Consider the following 17,440-nt stretch of genomic DNA (forward strand, 5'->3'; position numbering starts at 1 on the left):
AACAATCTCAAAAGAAAAACTGCAATCAATCGCGCCCGTTGTGGCGAATCGCTTCGCGCAGGCGGTTGGAGATAAGGTCGGCCACCACCACCATCACGGTAATGACCACAATGCAGGTCGCTGTTTCCTGGTACTTGAACAGTTTCAGGCTGCTGACCAGTTCAAAGCCCAAGCCGCCAGCCCCCACCATGCCCAGCACGGTGGCCGAACGCAGGTTGACCTCGAAGCGATACAGGATCACGGCAATCCAGGCGGTAATAACCTGCGGCAAGACACCGAACACAATCACCTGCAAAGGACGCGCGCCAGTAGCACGCAGGGCATCCAATGGCCCCTGGTCAATTTCCTCAATGCTTTCGGCAAAAAACTTGCCCAGCATTCCCACTCCATGTACGGCCAGAGCCAACACACCAGGAAAAGGGCCCAGGCCCACGGCAGCCACAAACACCAGGGCCAGAATCAGCTCATTGATACTGCGGATGATGTTCAGGCTTTGGCGGGTAAAACCGTACAAGTAGCGGTTGACCTTCAGGTTACGGGCAGCCAGAAAAGACACGGGCACTGCGCCGATCACGCCCAACACCGTGCCCCAGATCGCAATCTGAATGGTCTCGATGGCCGGAGCGAGCAAATTGCCCAAAATGCTCCAGTCCGGTGGAAAGGTGCGGCTTAGAAAGTCGGCAATTTGTGGCAGGCCGGCAGCAAACTCGGCGGCGCTTAACTGCGCCCCCTCTGCGCTCCACTGCAATCCCACCATAATGGCGGCCACCATCAGGGCGGTCAGAATCCAGCCCTTGGCGCTGGTCGGGGTAGACATGACCCAGGAGTACTTGCTGTCCATCTTCACGCTCCCTTGGTAACAATGCTTAGCGGTTCGGCCAGAAAAGAAGCGGCATCACCCGTACTGCCCGACACACCGCTGTGCCCAGGCTCGGGGCCGGGGTAAATGCGTGCCAGATCATCCTCAGTCATCTGCTCCGGGGCACCGTCATACACCACACGGCCATGAGCCAGACCCACAATGCGATCCGCAAATTCGCGTGCGTAATCAACCTGGTGCAGGTTGCAGACCACGGTAATGCCCAGTTCCCGGCTGGCATCGTGCAGATAACGCATCACCAGACGGGCCGTTTTAGGGTCCAGACTGGCAACCGGCTCGTCGGCCAGAATGATGCGCGGGCGCTGAGCCAGCGCACGGGCAATGCCCACCCGTTGACGCTGACCACCGGACAGGGAGTCGGTACGGGCCTGGGCCTTGTGAGCCAGCCCGACCCGTTGCAGACAGTCCTGGGCCAGAGCGATATCTGCCCGGCTGAACAGTTGCAAAATGGAACTCCACACGGGCACCGCTCCCAGGCGCCCAGTCAACACATTGCGCAGCACCGACAAGCGCGGCACCACATCGTGATGCTGGAAAATCATGGCAACCTGGCGCCGCAAAGCTCGCGTATCCTGGGCGGACATGGCGTCAATGCCGGCCACGGACAACTCGCCCGTATCCGCTTGGGCCAGCCGGTTCATGCAGCGCAGCAGGGTGGACTTGCCCGCCCCGGACTGGCCTAGTACCACCAGGAACTCGCCAGCCTCTGCATCCATGTCCACACCACACAGCACCTTATTGCTGCCGTAGCACTTGTTCAGGCCACGCACACGGATCATTTCATGCTCCGCAGATCCAGATCCAGCACCTTGGCAGTATCGCGCACTACGTTGTAAGCCGCGTCAGTGGTAGGCTGGAAGCCATTGAGCATGCCTTGATCGCCCCAAGGAACATTTTTAATATTGGCCAGAGCCTTGGCGACTTTCTCTTTCACGCTTGGGTCCAGATCCTTGCGCCAGACCATGGGCGACTCGGGAATATCGCTGGACGACCAGACAACCTTCAAATCGCCTTCGGCCAACTGACCCTTGGCAATGGCGCTGGTATAAATACGGTCAGCAACAGCGGCAGCATCAACTTTCTTGTTGGCCACGGCCAGCAGACTGGCATCGTGCGAACCGGAGAACACCACACGGGAAAACAGCACCTCGGGCTTGTAACCGTCGTTCTCCAGGCCCGCTTTAGGGAACAGGTGGCCGGAGGCGGAACTGGGGTCAACAAAGGCAAAGGTGCGATCTTTCAACTGCTCCACATTTTCAATGCCACTGTCTGCGCGCACCACGATCAAGCTCTTGTAAGCGCTTTTGCCCGTCTTCTTGGTCACAGCCACGGCAAAAGCTTCTACATCGGCCACCGAATTGGCCAGCACATAAGAGAATGGGCCCAGATAAGCCACGTCCAGCTTCTTGGCACGCAGGGCTTCGATGATGCCGTTGTAGTCCGTGGCGACAAAGGGCTCGACCTTCATGCCCGACTCGCGCTCCAGCTGTTCAATCACCTGCTTGCTGGATTCGATCATGGCTTGGGAATCCTCGGCAGGGATCAAGCCAATGGTCAGCGTGTCCTGTGCGGCCTGAGCCGCTGTACCGAACACCGAAAAAACAGCTGTAGCGGCCGTTGCCGCGATGAAAGAGCGGCGGGCAGTCTGAAATACGTTCTTGTTCACGGCAGTCGTCCTTAGGGTTTGTAGGAGGAATGCCGACATCTTAGGAAGGTCACATTGCCTTCATGTTATCGATTTAGGATTGAAAACATCAGTTATCTATAGATGGAGTCTATATGTCCGCCGCACGCCTACGTGCCTTTCTGGCTGTTGCCCGCCACGGCAGCTTCAGCGCCGGGGCTCGCGCCCTGGGACTGGCCCAACCCACCGTTACCAAACAGATTCAGGGCCTGGAACAACAACACGATGTCGAGCTTTTTCATCGCCGGGGGCGCGGGATTCAGCTAACCCAGGTCGGGCTGGCCCTGCTGCCCGTGGCACAGCAACTGGGGGCTCTGGAAATAGATGCCTTCAACCTCCTGCATGACAGTGGCAAGCTGCACGTGGGGCGCTTGCGCATTGGGGCCGTGGGGCCTTTTCATGTGATCGAAATGGTAGAGGCCTACCACAAGCTGTTTCCAGGGGTGGATATCTCCATTCATATGGGGAACTCGGCCGAGGTGCTGGCCGACCTGGCCGACTATGCCACCGATATTGCCGTGCTGGCCGGAGCCTGCGAGGACCCGGCTTTTCACACCGAGCACTACGCCAGCCATGCTGTCATTCTGTTCGCCCCCTTGTCGCACCCTTTGGCCCGGCACGACAGCGTGCCTCTGTCCGCCTTGCAGGATGCGCCGTTATTGCAGCGGGAATCGGGCTCTACCACACGGGCCTGTCTGGAAGCAGCACTGGAAAAGGAGCATATCCGGCCCCGCGCCGTCATGGAAATTGGTAGTCGGGAGGCCTTGCGGGAAGCCGTCGCCCGAGGGCTGGGCGTCGGTACGGTATCCGAGGCCGAATTCATTCCGGACCACCGTTTCAAAGCCGTTCGTATTCAGGGAGACCCCGTGCGCACCGACACGTATTTATATTGCCTGGCCGAGCGCCGGGACAGCCGCATGATTGCCCAATTTTTCACAGAAGCTTTGGCATTACGCAAGCAAATACAAACGACTACATAGACGTATTTGTGAGTTTCAGGCTACTGTGCAAACGTAGGCCATGACAGTCAGTGATGTGTTTCGTCCATTTTCTGCGCGTAGACTCACAGTTTCAAGGCCCGTCAGTTCTGTTTGATTTACTCCCAGGGAGGACGAAGACCATGCTTGGCATGATGATGAATACCCCACTGCTAGTATCATCCATACTGCGTCACGCAGCGAACTATCACGCAGACCGAGAGGTCGTCTCCCAAACCGTTGAAGGCCACATTCACCGGTACACTTATACCGATCTGTCCAAGCGCAGCCAGCAACTGGCCAATGCGCTGAAAAAAATGGGTCTGCAACATGGCGACCGCGTCGGCACCCTGGCCTGGAACGGCTATCGTCACCTGGAGCTGTATTACGGCGTATCGGGCTCGGGCCTGGTGTGCCACACCATCAACCCGCGTCTGTTTCAGGATCAAATTGGCTACATCATTGAACACGCAGACGATAGCGTGCTGTTTGCCGACCTGAACTTCATGCCGATTCTGGAGTCCTTGGCCGATCAGCTGTCCAAGCTGAAAGCCGTGGTCATCATGACGGACGAAGCGCACATGCCCAAGTCGGACCTGCTGCCCAACCTGCAGTGCTATGAAACCCTGATTGCGTCTGAATCCGATCATTTCGACTGGCCGGTGTTTGATGAGAACACGGCCTGCGGCCTGTGCTACACCTCCGGCACCACGGGCAAGCCCAAAGGCGTGCTCTACAGCCATCGCTCCACGATCTTGCATGCCTTTGCCTTGAGCATGCCCGATGCCCTGTGTCTGTCTGCTTCTGACACCATTACCCCCATCGTGCCCATGTTCCACGTCAATGCCTGGGGCCTGCCCTATGCGGCCTTGATGGTGGGCGCCAAACTGGTCTTGCCCGGTCCGAAACTGGACGGCGCCAGCCTGCATACCTTGTTTGAAAACGAAGGGGTCACCATGACAGCCGGTGTGCCTACCGTCTGGCTAGGCCTGCTCGACTGGATGCAAGCCAATGGCAAAACCTTCAGCAGCCTGCAACGCCTGGTGATTGGCGGCTCGTCTGCGCCTCCGGTCATGATTACCCGCTTCCAGAAGCTGGGTGTCAAGGTACGCCACGCCTGGGGCATGACGGAAACCAGCCCGGTCGGTCTGGCGGCTGCCCTGCTGCCCAAGCACGAGTCCTTGCCGGAGAACGAGAAACTCAAGCTGCTGGCCAAGCAAGGTCGTCCGCTCTTCGGGGTCGAGTTCCGGGTAGATGGCGACGATGGTCAACCCATTGCCCGCGACGGCAAGATGTTTGGTGCCATGATGGTGCGCGGCCCCTGGATTGCGGCTTCTTACTTCAATAGCAATGACACCTCTGCCCATACAGAAGATGGCTGGTTCAATACGGGCGACGTGGTGACCATTGATCAGGATGGCTTTATCCAGATCGTGGACCGAACCAAGGATGTGGTGAAATCCGGTGGCGAATGGATCAGCTCCATCGAGCTGGAAAACATTGCCCAGGCTCACCCGGCGATCAAGGAAGCGGCTGTCGTAGCCAAGCCCGACGAGCGCTGGGGCGAACGTCCGGTTCTGGTGGTGCAGCTACAGGACGACGCCACCTTCACCAAGCAGGACATGATTGATCTGTTTACAGAACAAGTCTCCAAATGGAGTATTCCTGACGAACTGATCGTGGTCGATGAACTGCCGCACACAGCAACCGGCAAGCTCTTGAAAACCGCTATTCGCAAGCTGATTCAGGAGGATCTGGACAAGCTGGCTGCGCAGAACAAGGCCGGTTAACCAGGCTGCATCCAGCCAGATGCCTGAAAGCAGAATCAAGAAGCCAGGCTCGGCTTTCTTGACGCGCAATCGCAAACAGCCCCCCGACAGTTATCCAACTGTCGGGGGGCTGTTTTTTGCCTTTGCCATTGGCTTTGAAAGGGCCAGAATCAAGTCCAGTATCTATGGCTGATCGCCCATATCAACAGCATGCCTCCTTCAAGGACGCACGGGCGTAGGAATATCCCAGATATTGAGATCCGCATTCTCGCGCTCCCAGGCCCGCACAGAGAACTTGGCACGATTGAACAGACCCAGATAGTTTTCATAGCGAATCTTGTTGCCTATGGCCACTGGCAACTCGTCCAGAAACTCCCTCATCTTGGACAAGTCCGCATGGTACTGAGCCGGTTCCATCAAACCGCCCGGTGTCACTGAAGTGGGAGGGGCCGACTCAAAGCGATTACGCGTAAAGATCACCACATCTGAACCCCACAGAATCCGGTTCTGGTATTCATTGAAGAAATTCAGCCAATCCTGGCGACTGGGCATGCCCAGCTCGGGATTCAACATATAGTCCTGCACCAGATCCCAGGAAATATCGGTAGACCAGCTGGGGCAGGCATCCAGCACTTTTTTCACGCGCATAATGTGGTCGCTGGTGGGTTTCACAAAACGCCCCAGGCCCGTATGCGCCCACACCACCTTGGCTTTGGGCGCATGTCCACACACGTGCTTCAAGCCGTCCACATAGTCCTGATCGGGATAGGAATGCTCCAGCTCACCCTGGTAATTGACCTCTACCCGGTACATATCGTTGTGCAAGATCGCGACCAGACCAATCTCTTCAATGGTCTTGAACAAATACTCCAGCGACTCGGAATACAGCGATACCTTGCTGCCATCGCCCGCATCAGGCGGTAGCGGCACAGAGGGGGCCTTGGTTTGTTCTACCGTTTCACCAGCCAGCTTGCTGGACACCAGCTCCTTGTGAATGGTGAACTCTCCCACCCCGGCAAACACGCCTGGAAAACTGAGCACCGCACGCTTGATATGTTGCGAGGCATATACGTCCATGGGATTGAAGGCCGTAATCATGACATCCAGCTTTTCCTGATACTGGGGCGGCAAGCGTTCGTACTCGCGCGCAAACATGGCATCCACAAAAGAGTAGTAATACAAGTCTGCTTTGGGGCCTATGTAGTAGTTCGGGCCATACATCTGATCGCCAGACTGTGCCTGGTACTGTTCAAACCCGTCCCAGCGTTGCTGCAAAGGAATCGGCATGATGGTGGAGCGCACAATTTGCTGGCGATTGGCGCTCATATAGCGCTCTGCATATTCCTTTAAGGAAATACCTTGCATGGCGTAATTAGAAGCGTGGAAATGCACGTCTGCATACAGCTGGCTGGTATCCAGCCGGGGCTCCGGGCTTTGAGCCATAACACTGCTCTGAACCGCTGCGAATAAAGCCAGGCCAGACGCAGCCAGCGCTTTTGCGTTTATATGATGGCAAGTCATTCTTGTCTCCCTCTCTACAAGTAGTGTGCGAAACCTGAAACGGCAACGTAACAACCATACCCAGAGCGCCGTCAATAAATGACAGAAGATAACAGATATTCTTTTAAAGAATTTAATTCATATTTTTTTCCATACTTTTATATTTTTATTATTAATAGCCATACAAATATAATTCAAAACCAAATTAAAAATAAAATACTCAATTAAATTCTTAATTTAATTCGAGCCAATTTATTAATCACTTCAATAATCAGGCAGTACAAATCGCCTGTGCACAGCACCTGCTCCCGCATGGCCGCCCTAAGACACCGAGTTGGCAAATAGCAGCGAAGCGCCCAAGCTGAACAAGGCCACGCCTATCACCCTGTCCAGCAATCTTTGCCGGGCCAGCATGGCTGCCCGCAAGCGCTTGTTTGAGAACACCAGCGCCACAATGCTGAACCAGACCCAATGGGCAAAAGACATGAAAAATCCATAAGCGAAATTCAGCCAGAACGATGCATCCGGCTGCACCAGCTGCGTAAAGGTGGCCACCACAAACAACATGGTTTTTGGATTCAAGGCATTGGTCAAAAACCCCATGCCAAAAGCTTGCCAGGCGCTGGGCATATTTCCCGCCTCGCCGTCCGTATTCAAAACAGTGCGATTACGGAAAGACTGATAGCCCAGGTACATCAAGTACGCTGCTCCCACCACTTTCATCACCAGAAACAAGGTGGGAGACTGAGTAATCAGAATTGCAACGCCCAGCACCGTGTAGACCACGTGCACCTGCACCCCGGCAGCAATACCCAGAGCCGAAATCAGGCCAATCTTGCGGCCAAAGGAATAGCCATTACGAGTGACCATGGCAAAGTCGGGGCCTGGGCTGATCACGGCCAGGATAGTGATAGTGGCAACGGCCAACAGTTCATGCATTTTTAACAAGCCTAAGTTTGATGAAATCGGTGTGACAAGCTAGGTCAAAGGCAGCCAAACCGCAGAGCCAGTCCTACACTCTAGGAATGAGATCGTTCCTTCGCGGACGATCTACCAGTCTGCAAAGACCGCTCCAGTCAGAATGTGAAAACCCTTCCTGGTGAGCTATGTATTCATCCAATTTATATAGTTTTTGCTATTCTCAGCGGGATCAATCCAGATTTTCAAAACCCAAGAAAAACCCTCCAAAACTTCTATCGTTTTCTTGTTTGAATATTTGCTCTCAGGATTTCATTATTGATAATCCTGTGCTAATTTAAAAACGATAATTCCTGCGCTATTTCTGTGAGTTTTCATCGACCATGCAAATCCCCAATCTCACGGCCTTCCGCTACTTCGACACGGCCGCCAAGGCAGGCAGCTTTGTGCAGGCAGCCCAGCTGCTGCATGTCACTCACGGCGCGGTCAGTCGCCAGATTCGGGCGCTGGAAGAATCTTTGGGGGTAGAACTGTTTGAACGGCGCAATCGAGCTGTATTTCTGACACAGGCAGGCCGCCAGCTTTTGCATGTGACCGCGCCCATGTTCGAGCGCTTGGAAGACGTGGTGTATCAGTTGCAGCAGACACAGCGTGAACATGCGCTGGTCGTTTCCTGCGAGCCCACCATTGCAATGAAATGGTTGATACCCCGACTGGGGGATTTTCACACTCTGCACCCTAATATCACCGTGCATCTGATTACAGCCGGGGGGCCAGTGAACTTTGCTCAAATGGGAGTGGATCTGGCCATACGCCGTGACGACTTTCATTGGGCAGACTCGGTCTGCGGCCTGAAATTGTGCGAAGAAATGATAGGGCCGGTCTGCCAGCCTCACTATCCCCACACCCAGGACACGGCCAAACAGGTGCTGATACAAAGCAGCTCCCGTCCGCAAGCTTGGGCCACCTGGGCGCGACTTAGCGGCCAAGTCATACGCTCTGCCAACAAGCTGGAACTAGAGCATTTTTATTTATGTATCCAGGCCGCCTTGTCCGGACAAGGCATGAGTATTGTGTCGCGCCTGATGGTGCAAGATGAACTGCAAAGCGGGCAGCTCATTGCCCCGCAAGGATTCATTGCGGACGGCTCGGCGTACTACCTGCTCTCTCCCCAGGCTCTGGATCAAAACCCGCGTGCGGAAGTATTTGCCGACTGGTTAAGTGAGCAGTTGGCGGCTTAAGCCCAGCGCTGGCGGCAAACAGCAAAATGGGCCATACGCGCTATACCAGAACATCATCGTGACTTTGTCTTTCAAATAGATAAGCAGTCCGCAAAAGTACTGCGATTGGAAAGCAATAATTAATTCAACAATTCTTGAATTGTTGTATTATTACTCCATGGAAGAATCTCAAGTTATCCGCTCCCTGGCCGCTCTGGCCCACGAAGCCCGCCTACGGGTTTTCCGCGCACTGGTTGTTGCCGGGCCCACCGGACTGACACCCGGCTCTCTGGCCGAGCAGCTAGGCATTGCGCCCAACGCCCTGTCCTTTCATTTAAAGGAGCTTAGCAATGCCGGGCTGATCCACGCCGAGCGGCAAGGTCGCAATCTGCTCTACAGCGCCACCTTTCCCGCCATGAACAATCTGCTTACTTATCTGACCGAGAATTGCTGTCAGGGTCAAACCTGCCTCCCAACGCAAGACCTGTGTCAGAACTGCTAGAGCGCCGGACACTTGATATCCACGTCCTGCAAAAACTATTCGGAACTTAACTGCCTTGCTGGCTACCCCCTGATCAGAGCACTCCGTCATGCTTCTTGCTGTACTCATTTTCATCGCTACCTTAACCCTGGTGATCTGGCAGCCCAAAGGTTTGGGCATTGGTTGGAGTGCCTCTTTAGGCGCAGTTGCTGCCTTGCTGTCTGGCGTCGTGCAATGGACTGACCTGGCCCTGGTCTGGAATATCGTCTGGAACGCCACCGCCACATTTGTCGCCATTATCATCATCAGCCTGATATTGGACGAGGCAGGTTTTTTTGAATGGGCCGCCCTGCATGTCGCCCGTTGGGGAGCCGGCAACGGGCGCAAGCTCTTTGCCTTTATCGTGATTCTGGGCGCAGCAGTCTCTGCCCTGTTTGCCAATGACGGGGCCGCATTGATTCTGACGCCGATTGTCATGGCCATGTTGCTGGCCTTGGGCTTTTCACCGGCAGCAACTCTGGCTTTTGTCATGGCAGCCGGTTTTATTGCGGACACAGCCAGCTTGCCGCTGGTCGTCTCCAATTTGGTGAACATCGTCTCTGCCGACTACTTCAAACTGGGCTTCACGGACTACGCCGCCATCATGGCACCCGTCAACATCGTGTCTGCACTGGCCAGCCTGGTCGTTCTGATGCTGTACTTCCGTCGCGACATTCCCGCCCACTATCGCCTTGAACAATTAAGAGCGCCTGCTGAAGCTATCAAGGACATGGCCAGTTTCAAGGCTGGCTGGATGGTGCTGGCGTTATTGCTGACAGGCTTTTTTGCACTGGAACCCCTGGGTGTCCCTGTCAGTGCGGTTGCCGCAGCAGGCGCCATCATTTTGCTGGCGGTTGCCGCCCGTGGCACAGTCATCAGCACACGAAAAGTGCTGCGTGGCGCCCCCTGGCAAATCGTCGTGTTCTCGCTGGGCATGTATCTGGTGGTTTACGGCCTGCGCAATGCCGGGCTAACCGATTACCTGGGTTTATTGCTGGATCAGTTCGCCCAAGCTGGCGTGTGGGCGGCCATGGGTACCGGCGTCCTGTCTGCGCTGCTGTCCTCGGTGATGAACAATATGCCCACGGTCCTTGTCACCGCCCTGTCCATTGACGCTTCCAGCGCCGAGGGCGTCGTCAAGGAAGCCATGATTTACGCCAACGTCATTGGCAGCGATCTGGGCCCGAAATTCACACCTATAGGCAGTCTGGCCACCTTGCTGTGGCTGCATGTCCTGGCCCAGAAAGGCACAAAAATCAGCTGGGGCTACTACTTCAAAGTAGGAGCCATCCTGACCACACCCGTCTTGCTGATCACCCTGGCAGCCTTGGCGCTGCGACTGGGTATCGCCCACTAAACCCTGATATCAAGATCGCGCCATGACAGACATCATCATCTATCACAACCCCGCCTGCGGCACTTCGCGCAACACCTTGGGCCTGATCCGCAATAGCGGACAAGAACCCACCATCATCGAGTATCTGCAAACACCGCCGGACCGCAGCACGCTGACTAAGTTGATCGCAAACTGTGGACTGAGCGTGCGTGAAGTCTTGCGACAAAAAGGTACGCCCTATGAAGAACTCGGGCTCGGCGACCCGAAATGGAGCGATGAACAGCTGATTGATTTCATGTTGCAACACCCGATTCTGATCAACCGCCCTATTGTTGTCACCCCATTGGGAACGCGCTTGTGTCGTCCCTCGGAACAGGTGCTGGAGATACTTCCCCAAGCACAACAAGGTGCCTTCCGGAAAGAAGACGGCCAAGCCGTTATTGATGAAAAAGGACAAAGAATTGAGCAAGCCTGATTTACCCAATCTGGACGAGCACGCATTTAACACTCCAGATATGGCAGAACTGCTGCCTCAAGCACGCGCCACACACCCACCTCGAATTCTGCTTTTATATGGTTCCCTGAGAGAACGCTCCTACAGCCGCTTTCTGACACAAGAAGCAGCACGGCTGCTGGAAGCAATGGGTGCAGAAACCAGAATTTTCGACCCGCAAGGCCTGCCCTTGCCCGACGGTGCAGCAGAAGACCACCCGAAAGTGCAGGAGTTGCGCCAACTCGTGCAGTGGGCCGAAGGCATGGTCTGGACATCGCCCGAGCGCCACGGTGCCATGAGCAGCGTTCTGAAAGCACAAATTGACTGGATACCGTTAAGCATCGGTGCTGTACGCCCAACACAAGGCAAAACACTGGCCGTGATGCAAGTGTCAGGCGGCTCGCAATCCTTTAACGCCTTGAACCAGATGCGGGTTCTGGGCCGCTGGATGCGCCTGATCACTATCCCCAACCAGTCTTCGGTTGCCAAAGCCTTTCTGGAATTTGACGAAGAAGGCCGCATGGAACCTTCGTCCTACTACGAGCGCGTGGTGGATGTGATGGAGGAACTGATGAAGTTCACCTTGCTGACGCGTGACTGTGCGCAGTATCTGGTGGATCGATATAGCGAGCGCAAGGAGACGGCGCAGGAGCTGTCTGCACGGGTACAACAGCGCAGCATCTAGCGCGCCAATCAGAACGGAAAACACCTCGCTGCACTTTTCAAAAACACACAGTCGCTATACAAACAAGGTAGGGGCTTGCCCCTGCTTTACCTCATACCCCGCAGCTACATCAGTTTCCCTTCATCTTTCCCTGCCAGGCTTTGCACATGCGTATTCTCTTAATCGAAGATGATCCTTCGCTGGGCAGTTCCTTGCAGTCCTGGCTGCATCTGGACGGCTACGCTGTGGACTGGTTGCAACGTGGCGATCAAGTTGCCACAGCCCTGGCCACTCATACCTATCAGTGCATCTTGCTGGATCGGGGCTTGCCCGGTGTGGATGGCGATGCGGTTTTACGCAGTCTGCGAGGAGCCAGCGGATCTCACGCACAAGTGCCCGTCATTGTGATCACTGCGCGCGATACCTTGGCTGACCGGGTACAGGGTCTGGATCTGGGCGCGGACGACTATCTGGTCAAACCGTTTGATCTTGAGGAGCTGTCCGCGCGCGTACGTGCAGCCTTGCGCCGCAGTGCCGCCCAAGCCTCTCCCCAATGGCGTCACGGTCCCGTCGCCATTGACCCGACAGCCAAGCGCGTCACCTTGAACGACAAGCCTGTGGCCGTAACTGCACGCGAATTCGCTGTTCTGCAAGCCTTGATGCATCATCCCACCCATATTCTGAGTCGTGCCCAGCTTGAAGAAGCCCTTTATGGCTGGAGCGAAGAAGTGGAAAGCAACGCTATCGAAGTACACATCTACAATCTGCGCAAGAAATTGGGCAGTGACTTCATCGTCACCGTACGTAATCAAGGCTACGTTCTGGCACCCGCATGAAAAACCTGCTCCAGAAACTAACGCGTATCCGCTTTACCGCCAAGTCCCCGGTGTCACGCCCGAAAGGCTGGTCCTTACGACATCGTCTGCTGCTTACCGTCATGGGCACCAGTATTGGGCTGTGGCTGGTCAGCCTGGCCATCGTAGTCGGAGTGGCCTGGCACGCAACCGGCGATGTGCTTGATGATGCCCTTGAAGAAGGGGCACGTCTGGTACTGATGCTGGACCCGCAAGAGGCGCAGGCTTCTGCCAATACAACAGACACACGACTGAACCGTGACGCGGCTCTCAAGCTGCGCATGTATTACCAGCTCGTGGCCGCAGATGGCCGGGTACTGCTACGCGGCGACGACACTCCCAAAACGGCTTTTATCCCCCAGGCGAAACGCAAGCAAATCACCACTGTCTGGGTTGATGACGAACTCTGGCGGGTTTACGTGCGCCCCGGAGCCGGAGGGGTCACAGCCCAGGTTGGCCAGCCTATGGAAGAACGCCTGGAGCTGCTTGAAGACATGGCCGAGAACCTGGTGTGGCCCGCAGTGGGGCTACTGGCGCTGCTGGGTCTGTCCAGCTGGTTCCTGATCCGACGCCTGATGCGTCCTTTGGAGGACACGGCTAAACGCATCAATTCCAAATCGTCTGATGACCTCACTCCTGTAGAAGGCGGAAATCCCCCACGCGAGCTGCAACCCATGCTGGATGCATTGAATGCGCTCATGGCACGCTTGTCTTCCGCACTGGAAAGTGAACGGCGCTTTACGTCCGATGCCGCACACGAACTGCGTACGCCCTTGGCCGGGCTGCGCATGCGCGTTCAACTAATTGAGCGCGAGCTGCAACTGCCTGACGCCCATCTGCAGCAATTACGCGCAGACCTGGACCGTTGTACCGCCCTGGTAGAAAGCCTGCTCGCCCTGACGCGACTGGAGCCGCAGGCCGAACCCTTGAAGCGTGAAACCGTAGACCTGAATCAGGTCCTGGACAGTCTGGTTCCATCACTGCCTTCGGCATCCATCAACATGGAAAGAGCCCTGGCCGTCACAAGCATACAGGCGGCGCCAGTGCTGTTAAACAGCGCTTTACGTAACCTGATTGGCAATGCCATTCGCTACGGCGGCGCAGGCATCCGAGTACGGGTCGAAACAACACGCAGACACGATGGCGGTGTACGCCTTGCGGTCCGAGACAATGGGCCTGGCGTCCCCCCCGAACAACGGCCCAGACTGGGAGAACGCTTCTTTCGCGTATTGGGAACCGGCCAAACAGGCAACGGACTGGGTTTGTCCATCGTGGCCCGCATCGCGGCCTTGCACGAGGCCACGCTGTCCTTTGAAGAGGGGCTGGACGGCCAGGGTCTGAGTGTCGTGCTGGATTTCCCACCCAATTAAGTATCTTAAGATTGCCTTCAGGTTCGGGGGGTCTAATAAAACCATTCCGCAATCGGCGGAACATTGACCCGATAACCCGATACAGGAAACCCAATCATGCGATTCACTTTACCCACTCTTGCCGCCGTACTTGCTCTGAGCGCCACCGCTGCCCTCGCGCAACCAGCCAACTACACAGGCCCAAGCAATGCACCTCAAGCCGCCACGGCTGCCGGCTCCTACTCTGGCCCTAACAATGTGCCGCTCATGACCGTCAAGCAGTTCCTGGAAACCGGCCGCGACGATCAAATCGCGCGTTTGCAAGGCCGTCTGGTGTCGTTTGAAGGTGATGAGCGCTATATTTTTGAAGATGCCACCGGCCGTATCACGGTAGAGATCGACAACAAGGACTTTCCGGCTGGTCAAACCATCAGCGCCGAACAGAAAGTGGAGCTGACGGGCGAGTTCGACAAAGGCCTGCGCAAAACCGAATTTGAAGTCGACCGCCTGAGCCTGCTGCCTTAATCCTGCCTGGTCTGATGTCCCAGTGGAATTGGTACCGGACAAGCTGAAACCAATGGGCTTATCCGGTACCAGGCCCCCTCAGCCATCAACCGCATAAGCCACCAAAGGCGAGGCCGTCAATCCGGCGGTCGCTCAGGGTGGCAAAATCAATCGGCAAGCTCAGCAACAGAGCCATCAAGCTGATAACAAGATACCGAAACCATTGCCTGGAGCGTCGCCCGCTATCTGACAGCACCAGCGCATGGAAAGTCAGTACGACAGAAAACAACAACGTCAAAAACATCTGTCCCCCTCATTCCAGCGTCTCAAGCAAGGAGTAGCCCCGCACACTCTGATCCTTCTGAGCAAGGGCAATCTGGAGTGCCAGATCAATATCCTGCTGCAAGTCGGCAAGTGACTCCAAGCCCACAGACAAGCGCACGAGATTGTCCCCAATCCCGCAGTGCATGCGATCCTCCGGCGACCAGCGTCCATGTGTCGTTGATGCCGGGTGCGTGACCATGCTGCGTGTATCTCCAATATTGGTGGCAATTGAAATCAGCTGCAAAGCATCCATGAAAGCCCAAGCCTCTTTTTGGCTCGTGCCCACTTCAAAGCTGACCACCCCTCCAAAGCCGGCCTGCTGCGCGCAAGCGATTTCATGGCAGGGATGCGACTCCAGGCCCGAGTAAAACACCGAACCGACATTCGGATGCTTATCCAGCCAACGCGCTATCGACAGTGCGCTGGCACTGATGCGCTGCATACGTAACTCAAGCGTCTCAAGACTCTTGAGCAGTAACCAGGCATTCATAGGGCTCAGGCAGGCTCCTTGCGAACGCAACACCGCCCGCAGTGGCTGCATCAATGCCTCGGCCCCACCGACTACACCGGCTATGCACCGCCCTTGGCCATCCATATATTTACCGGCAGAGTGCAATACCAGATCCGCGCCGTGCCTCAATGGTCGCTGCAAAACTGGGGTCAGCATGGTGCTGTCTACCAGGAGCAATGCCCCATGGGCATGGGCCATGCGCGACAGCCGGGCAATATCGGCAACCTGCTGCATCGGATTTGCTGGAGTTTCAACAATAACCAAGCATGTAGCACTATCGATCGCCTTTTCCCAAGCGTCGTAATCCAACATGCCAACGACGCGCACCTCCACTCCATAAGGGGAAAAATGCTGACGCAACATCGTCAGAGTCGTGCCAAACACATCACGTGCGCACACAATATTGCGACCACTCGCGGCAAACGCCATCACCACCGCTGACAATGCGGCCATGCCGGATGCAAACGCTACCGCCGCTTCAGCCTCCTCCAGGAAAGCAACCCGCTGCTCGAAAGTCTTGACTGTTGGATTGGTAAATCGACTATAGACATTGCCCGGCTCCGTCCCGCCAAAACGAGCGGCTGCCTCACTGGCTGAACTGAAGCAATAGGCAGAGGTCAGTGCAAGCGGCTCGCAAAAGCTGTCAGAGACATCGATACCCTGTCCAATCCTGAGCATTTGAGTAGCACCTTGGTCATTGAACATCATGGAGATCTCAGTTGAATTCAGATTGAGTCCGTCGAAACGCAACAGACGACAGAAAGAGTGAAGAAATACCGGCAATCGCGGTCAGCATGGCCAGGACCATGACTGTGGCCTGATAGCTACCCAAACGGTCATAGCCGTAAGCACCTAATTGAGCAGACCCAAAAGCGCCGATCTGATGAACCAGAAAAAGCATGCCAAATACCTGTCCCTTGACGGCGCCTCCATAGCGATCCAGACAGATCGCTGAGGTCAATATGACTGTTCCGAGATAACTGGCCCCAAATACAGCCGCAAATACATAGGTCGTCACTATCCCGGAGGGAGCCAATAACAAGCTCATGGCCAGACAGCGTAGTACGTAGAATGCCGCCAGCAGCCGATACTGGGAGAAGCGCAGCGCCAACCAGCCAGCCACTAAACCGCTAATCATTTCCAGCACGCCAAACAGGCTCAAACTCATCCCCATGCTTGCGCGGCTGACCCCGGCATCGCGCCATAAAGGCACCAGATGAACGTCAATGAACGCCATCGACGCCCCACAGCCGAAGAAACCAAAGGCAAGCACGTAAAAGCCAGGATCGCGCAACACGACAGGCCAAGTGCCAACGCGTTTCTCCTGAATATGTCCGACAGACTCTTTCGCAGGCAAAGGCACTCGTGCCCCCAGCCAGAACAGCAAGGCCAAAGGCCCCAGGAACAGCAGACCAACAACAAAAAAGACCTGCTGCCATTCGAAATGGGCTTGCAACCACAACCAGAATGGGGAAAGGACAATGAATCCAATTGCCGTGCCATTAGTGATCAAGGCATAAGCGAAGCTTTTATTTTTCTGGTCGAACAACCGGTCAACCAATATGCCCATGGGCACAAACGTCATCGCCGCCAGAGAAAACGCCGCCAAAAGTCCATACAAAATGACAAAAAGCCAGTACTGATGAGGTAGAAGGCCAAGCAAAAGGAATGCTCCCCCTCCAAGCACACTGCCGATCAAGACGGTCCAGATGGGCCCAAAGCGATCCGACAAGGCACCGACCATCGGCGATGCCAGCCCGGATACCAAAAGGAACACCCCGCCCACAAAACCGAAATCTGATCGGCCGCGCTCAAAAGACAGAGCCAGGTCATTGAAATAAACCTGGAAAACCCCTTTGAACGCGCTCGAGAGAAACATGGCCAGAAATCCCAGCCCGACCAGAGAGCGGACAACATTCTTGTTTTGCATGAAGCAA

At 55.6% G+C, this 17,440-nt stretch carries 18 protein-coding genes; 10 read left to right on the top strand and 8 right to left on the bottom strand.

Annotation, left to right across the window (positions count from 1 at the left end):
• Positions 1-25 precede the first annotated feature (25 nt).
• The 3 genes from phnE to phnD are packed head-to-tail and all read right to left on the bottom strand — an operon-like array spanning position 26 to position 2,546.
• Positions 26-841, bottom strand: a complete 816-nt coding sequence (gene phnE, locus N879_RS18275; RefSeq protein WP_009460720.1) for a phosphonate ABC transporter, permease protein PhnE — start codon at positions 839-841, stop codon at positions 26-28.
• Between the two features lie 2 nt (positions 842-843).
• The gene (gene phnC, locus N879_RS18280; RefSeq protein ID WP_009460718.1) at positions 844-1,659 is read right to left on the bottom strand and encodes a phosphonate ABC transporter ATP-binding protein; all 816 of its coding nucleotides are present in this window, start codon (positions 1,657-1,659) and stop codon (positions 844-846) included.
• Positions 1,656-2,546: a phosphonate ABC transporter substrate-binding protein gene (phnD, locus tag N879_RS18285; protein ID WP_022983585.1), complete on the bottom strand. Its 891-nt coding sequence runs from the start codon at positions 2,544-2,546 to the stop codon at positions 1,656-1,658. The genes phnC and phnD overlap by 4 nt, the downstream gene beginning before the upstream one ends.
• A gap of 113 nt (positions 2,547-2,659) precedes the next feature.
• Between phnD and N879_RS18290 the strand changes: the two genes are divergently transcribed.
• Both N879_RS18290 and N879_RS18295 read left to right on the top strand, forming a co-directional pair.
• Complete coding sequence (locus N879_RS18290) at positions 2,660-3,544, top strand: LysR substrate-binding domain-containing protein (protein WP_009460716.1); 885 nt, start codon at positions 2,660-2,662, stop codon at positions 3,542-3,544.
• A 140-nt stretch (positions 3,545-3,684) separates the two neighbouring features.
• The gene (locus N879_RS18295) at positions 3,685-5,331 is read left to right on the top strand and encodes a long-chain-fatty-acid--CoA ligase (RefSeq protein ID WP_009460714.1); all 1,647 of its coding nucleotides are present in this window, start codon (positions 3,685-3,687) and stop codon (positions 5,329-5,331) included.
• Positions 5,332-5,529: 198 nt separating this feature from the next.
• Here the strand turns inward: N879_RS18295 and N879_RS18300 are convergent, their stop codons facing one another.
• Both N879_RS18300 and N879_RS18305 read right to left on the bottom strand, forming a co-directional pair.
• A complete protein-coding gene (locus N879_RS18300; protein ID WP_009460712.1) occupies positions 5,530-6,753 on the bottom strand; it encodes an amidohydrolase in 1,224 nt (407 codons plus the stop codon).
• Between the two features lie 378 nt (positions 6,754-7,131).
• Positions 7,132-7,749 carry a LysE family translocator gene (locus N879_RS18305; RefSeq protein WP_009460710.1) on the bottom strand — a complete coding sequence of 206 codons (618 nt, stop codon included), beginning with the start codon at positions 7,747-7,749 and terminating at the stop codon, positions 7,132-7,134.
• Positions 7,750-8,111: 362 nt separating this feature from the next.
• On the opposite strand from N879_RS18305, the gene N879_RS18310 reads away from it, so the two are divergent.
• From N879_RS18310 to N879_RS18345, 8 genes are all read left to right on the top strand, one after another.
• Positions 8,112-8,969, top strand: coding sequence for a LysR substrate-binding domain-containing protein (locus N879_RS18310; protein WP_009460708.1), 858 nt, complete (start codon positions 8,112-8,114; stop codon positions 8,967-8,969).
• 157 nt (positions 8,970-9,126) lie between these two features.
• Positions 9,127-9,450, top strand: coding sequence for an ArsR/SmtB family transcription factor (locus tag N879_RS18315; RefSeq protein WP_009460707.1), 324 nt, complete (start codon positions 9,127-9,129; stop codon positions 9,448-9,450).
• Positions 9,451-9,538: 88 nt separating this feature from the next.
• The gene (locus N879_RS18320; RefSeq protein ID WP_009460705.1) at positions 9,539-10,825 is read left to right on the top strand and encodes an arsenic transporter; all 1,287 of its coding nucleotides are present in this window, start codon (positions 9,539-9,541) and stop codon (positions 10,823-10,825) included.
• A gap of 22 nt (positions 10,826-10,847) precedes the next feature.
• On the top strand, positions 10,848-11,279 hold the full coding sequence (gene arsC, locus N879_RS18325) for an arsenate reductase (glutaredoxin) (RefSeq protein ID WP_009460703.1): 432 nt from the start codon (positions 10,848-10,850) through the stop codon (positions 11,277-11,279).
• Positions 11,248-11,982, top strand: a complete 735-nt coding sequence (gene arsH, locus N879_RS18330) for an arsenical resistance protein ArsH (protein ID WP_022983587.1) — start codon at positions 11,248-11,250, stop codon at positions 11,980-11,982. Before arsC ends, arsH begins: the two co-directional genes overlap by 32 nt.
• A 146-nt stretch (positions 11,983-12,128) precedes the next feature.
• On the top strand, positions 12,129-12,797 hold the full coding sequence (locus tag N879_RS18335) for a response regulator transcription factor (protein WP_009460700.1): 669 nt from the start codon (positions 12,129-12,131) through the stop codon (positions 12,795-12,797).
• Positions 12,794-14,185, top strand: a complete 1,392-nt coding sequence (locus tag N879_RS18340) for an ATP-binding protein (protein WP_009460698.1) — start codon at positions 12,794-12,796, stop codon at positions 14,183-14,185. Before N879_RS18335 ends, N879_RS18340 begins: the two co-directional genes overlap by 4 nt.
• A gap of 96 nt (positions 14,186-14,281) precedes the next feature.
• On the top strand, positions 14,282-14,689 hold the full coding sequence (locus N879_RS18345) for a YgiW/YdeI family stress tolerance OB fold protein (RefSeq protein ID WP_009460696.1): 408 nt from the start codon (positions 14,282-14,284) through the stop codon (positions 14,687-14,689).
• Positions 14,690-14,774: 85 nt separating this feature from the next.
• Here the strand turns inward: N879_RS18345 and N879_RS18350 are convergent, their stop codons facing one another.
• From N879_RS18350 to N879_RS18360, 3 genes are read right to left on the bottom strand one after another with little or no spacing between them, the layout of a single operon-like run.
• On the bottom strand, positions 14,775-14,972 hold the full coding sequence (locus tag N879_RS18350; RefSeq protein ID WP_009460694.1) for a hypothetical protein: 198 nt from the start codon (positions 14,970-14,972) through the stop codon (positions 14,775-14,777).
• Between the two features lie 9 nt (positions 14,973-14,981).
• A complete protein-coding gene (locus N879_RS18355; protein ID WP_235484342.1) occupies positions 14,982-16,286 on the bottom strand; it encodes an aminotransferase class I/II-fold pyridoxal phosphate-dependent enzyme in 1,305 nt (434 codons plus the stop codon).
• The gene (locus N879_RS18360) at positions 16,219-17,433 is read right to left on the bottom strand and encodes an MFS transporter (RefSeq protein ID WP_009460691.1); all 1,215 of its coding nucleotides are present in this window, start codon (positions 17,431-17,433) and stop codon (positions 16,219-16,221) included. Before N879_RS18360 ends, N879_RS18355 begins: the two co-directional genes overlap by 68 nt.
• Between the last annotated feature and the right edge of the window lie 7 nt (positions 17,434-17,440).

The organism is Alcaligenes sp. EGD-AK7 (assembly GCF_000465875.3).
Classification (GTDB): Bacteria; Pseudomonadota; Gammaproteobacteria; order Burkholderiales; family Burkholderiaceae_B; genus Alcaligenes; species Alcaligenes phenolicus.

Excerpts from the sequence above, each read along its gene's own strand:
- N879_RS18300 (WP_009460712.1), bottom strand. The coding sequence starts at position 6,753 with ATGGCTCAAAGCCCGGAGCCCCGGCTGGATACCAGCCAGCTGTATGCA.
- N879_RS18295 (WP_009460714.1), top strand. The coding sequence starts at position 3,685 with ATGCTTGGCATGATGATGAATACCCCACTGCTAGTATCATCCATACTG.
- arsC (WP_009460703.1), top strand. The coding sequence starts at position 10,848 with ATGACAGACATCATCATCTATCACAACCCCGCCTGCGGCACTTCGCGC.
- N879_RS18305 (WP_009460710.1), bottom strand. The coding sequence starts at position 7,749 with ATGCATGAACTGTTGGCCGTTGCCACTATCACTATCCTGGCCGTGATC.
- N879_RS18290 (WP_009460716.1), top strand. The coding sequence starts at position 2,660 with ATGTCCGCCGCACGCCTACGTGCCTTTCTGGCTGTTGCCCGCCACGGC.
- N879_RS18345 (WP_009460696.1), top strand. The coding sequence starts at position 14,282 with ATGCGATTCACTTTACCCACTCTTGCCGCCGTACTTGCTCTGAGCGCC.
- N879_RS18350 (WP_009460694.1), bottom strand. The coding sequence starts at position 14,972 with ATGTTTTTGACGTTGTTGTTTTCTGTCGTACTGACTTTCCATGCGCTG.
- arsH (WP_022983587.1), top strand. The coding sequence starts at position 11,248 with ATGAAAAAGGACAAAGAATTGAGCAAGCCTGATTTACCCAATCTGGAC.
- N879_RS18335 (WP_009460700.1), top strand. The coding sequence starts at position 12,129 with ATGCGTATTCTCTTAATCGAAGATGATCCTTCGCTGGGCAGTTCCTTG.
- N879_RS18310 (WP_009460708.1), top strand. The coding sequence starts at position 8,112 with ATGCAAATCCCCAATCTCACGGCCTTCCGCTACTTCGACACGGCCGCC.
- N879_RS18340 (WP_009460698.1), top strand. The coding sequence starts at position 12,794 with ATGAAAAACCTGCTCCAGAAACTAACGCGTATCCGCTTTACCGCCAAG.
- N879_RS18360 (WP_009460691.1), bottom strand. The coding sequence starts at position 17,433 with ATGCAAAACAAGAATGTTGTCCGCTCTCTGGTCGGGCTGGGATTTCTG.
- phnC (WP_009460718.1), bottom strand. The coding sequence starts at position 1,659 with ATGATCCGTGTGCGTGGCCTGAACAAGTGCTACGGCAGCAATAAGGTG.
- N879_RS18320 (WP_009460705.1), top strand. The coding sequence starts at position 9,539 with ATGCTTCTTGCTGTACTCATTTTCATCGCTACCTTAACCCTGGTGATC.
- N879_RS18315 (WP_009460707.1), top strand. The coding sequence starts at position 9,127 with ATGGAAGAATCTCAAGTTATCCGCTCCCTGGCCGCTCTGGCCCACGAA.
- phnE (WP_009460720.1), bottom strand. The coding sequence starts at position 841 with ATGGACAGCAAGTACTCCTGGGTCATGTCTACCCCGACCAGCGCCAAG.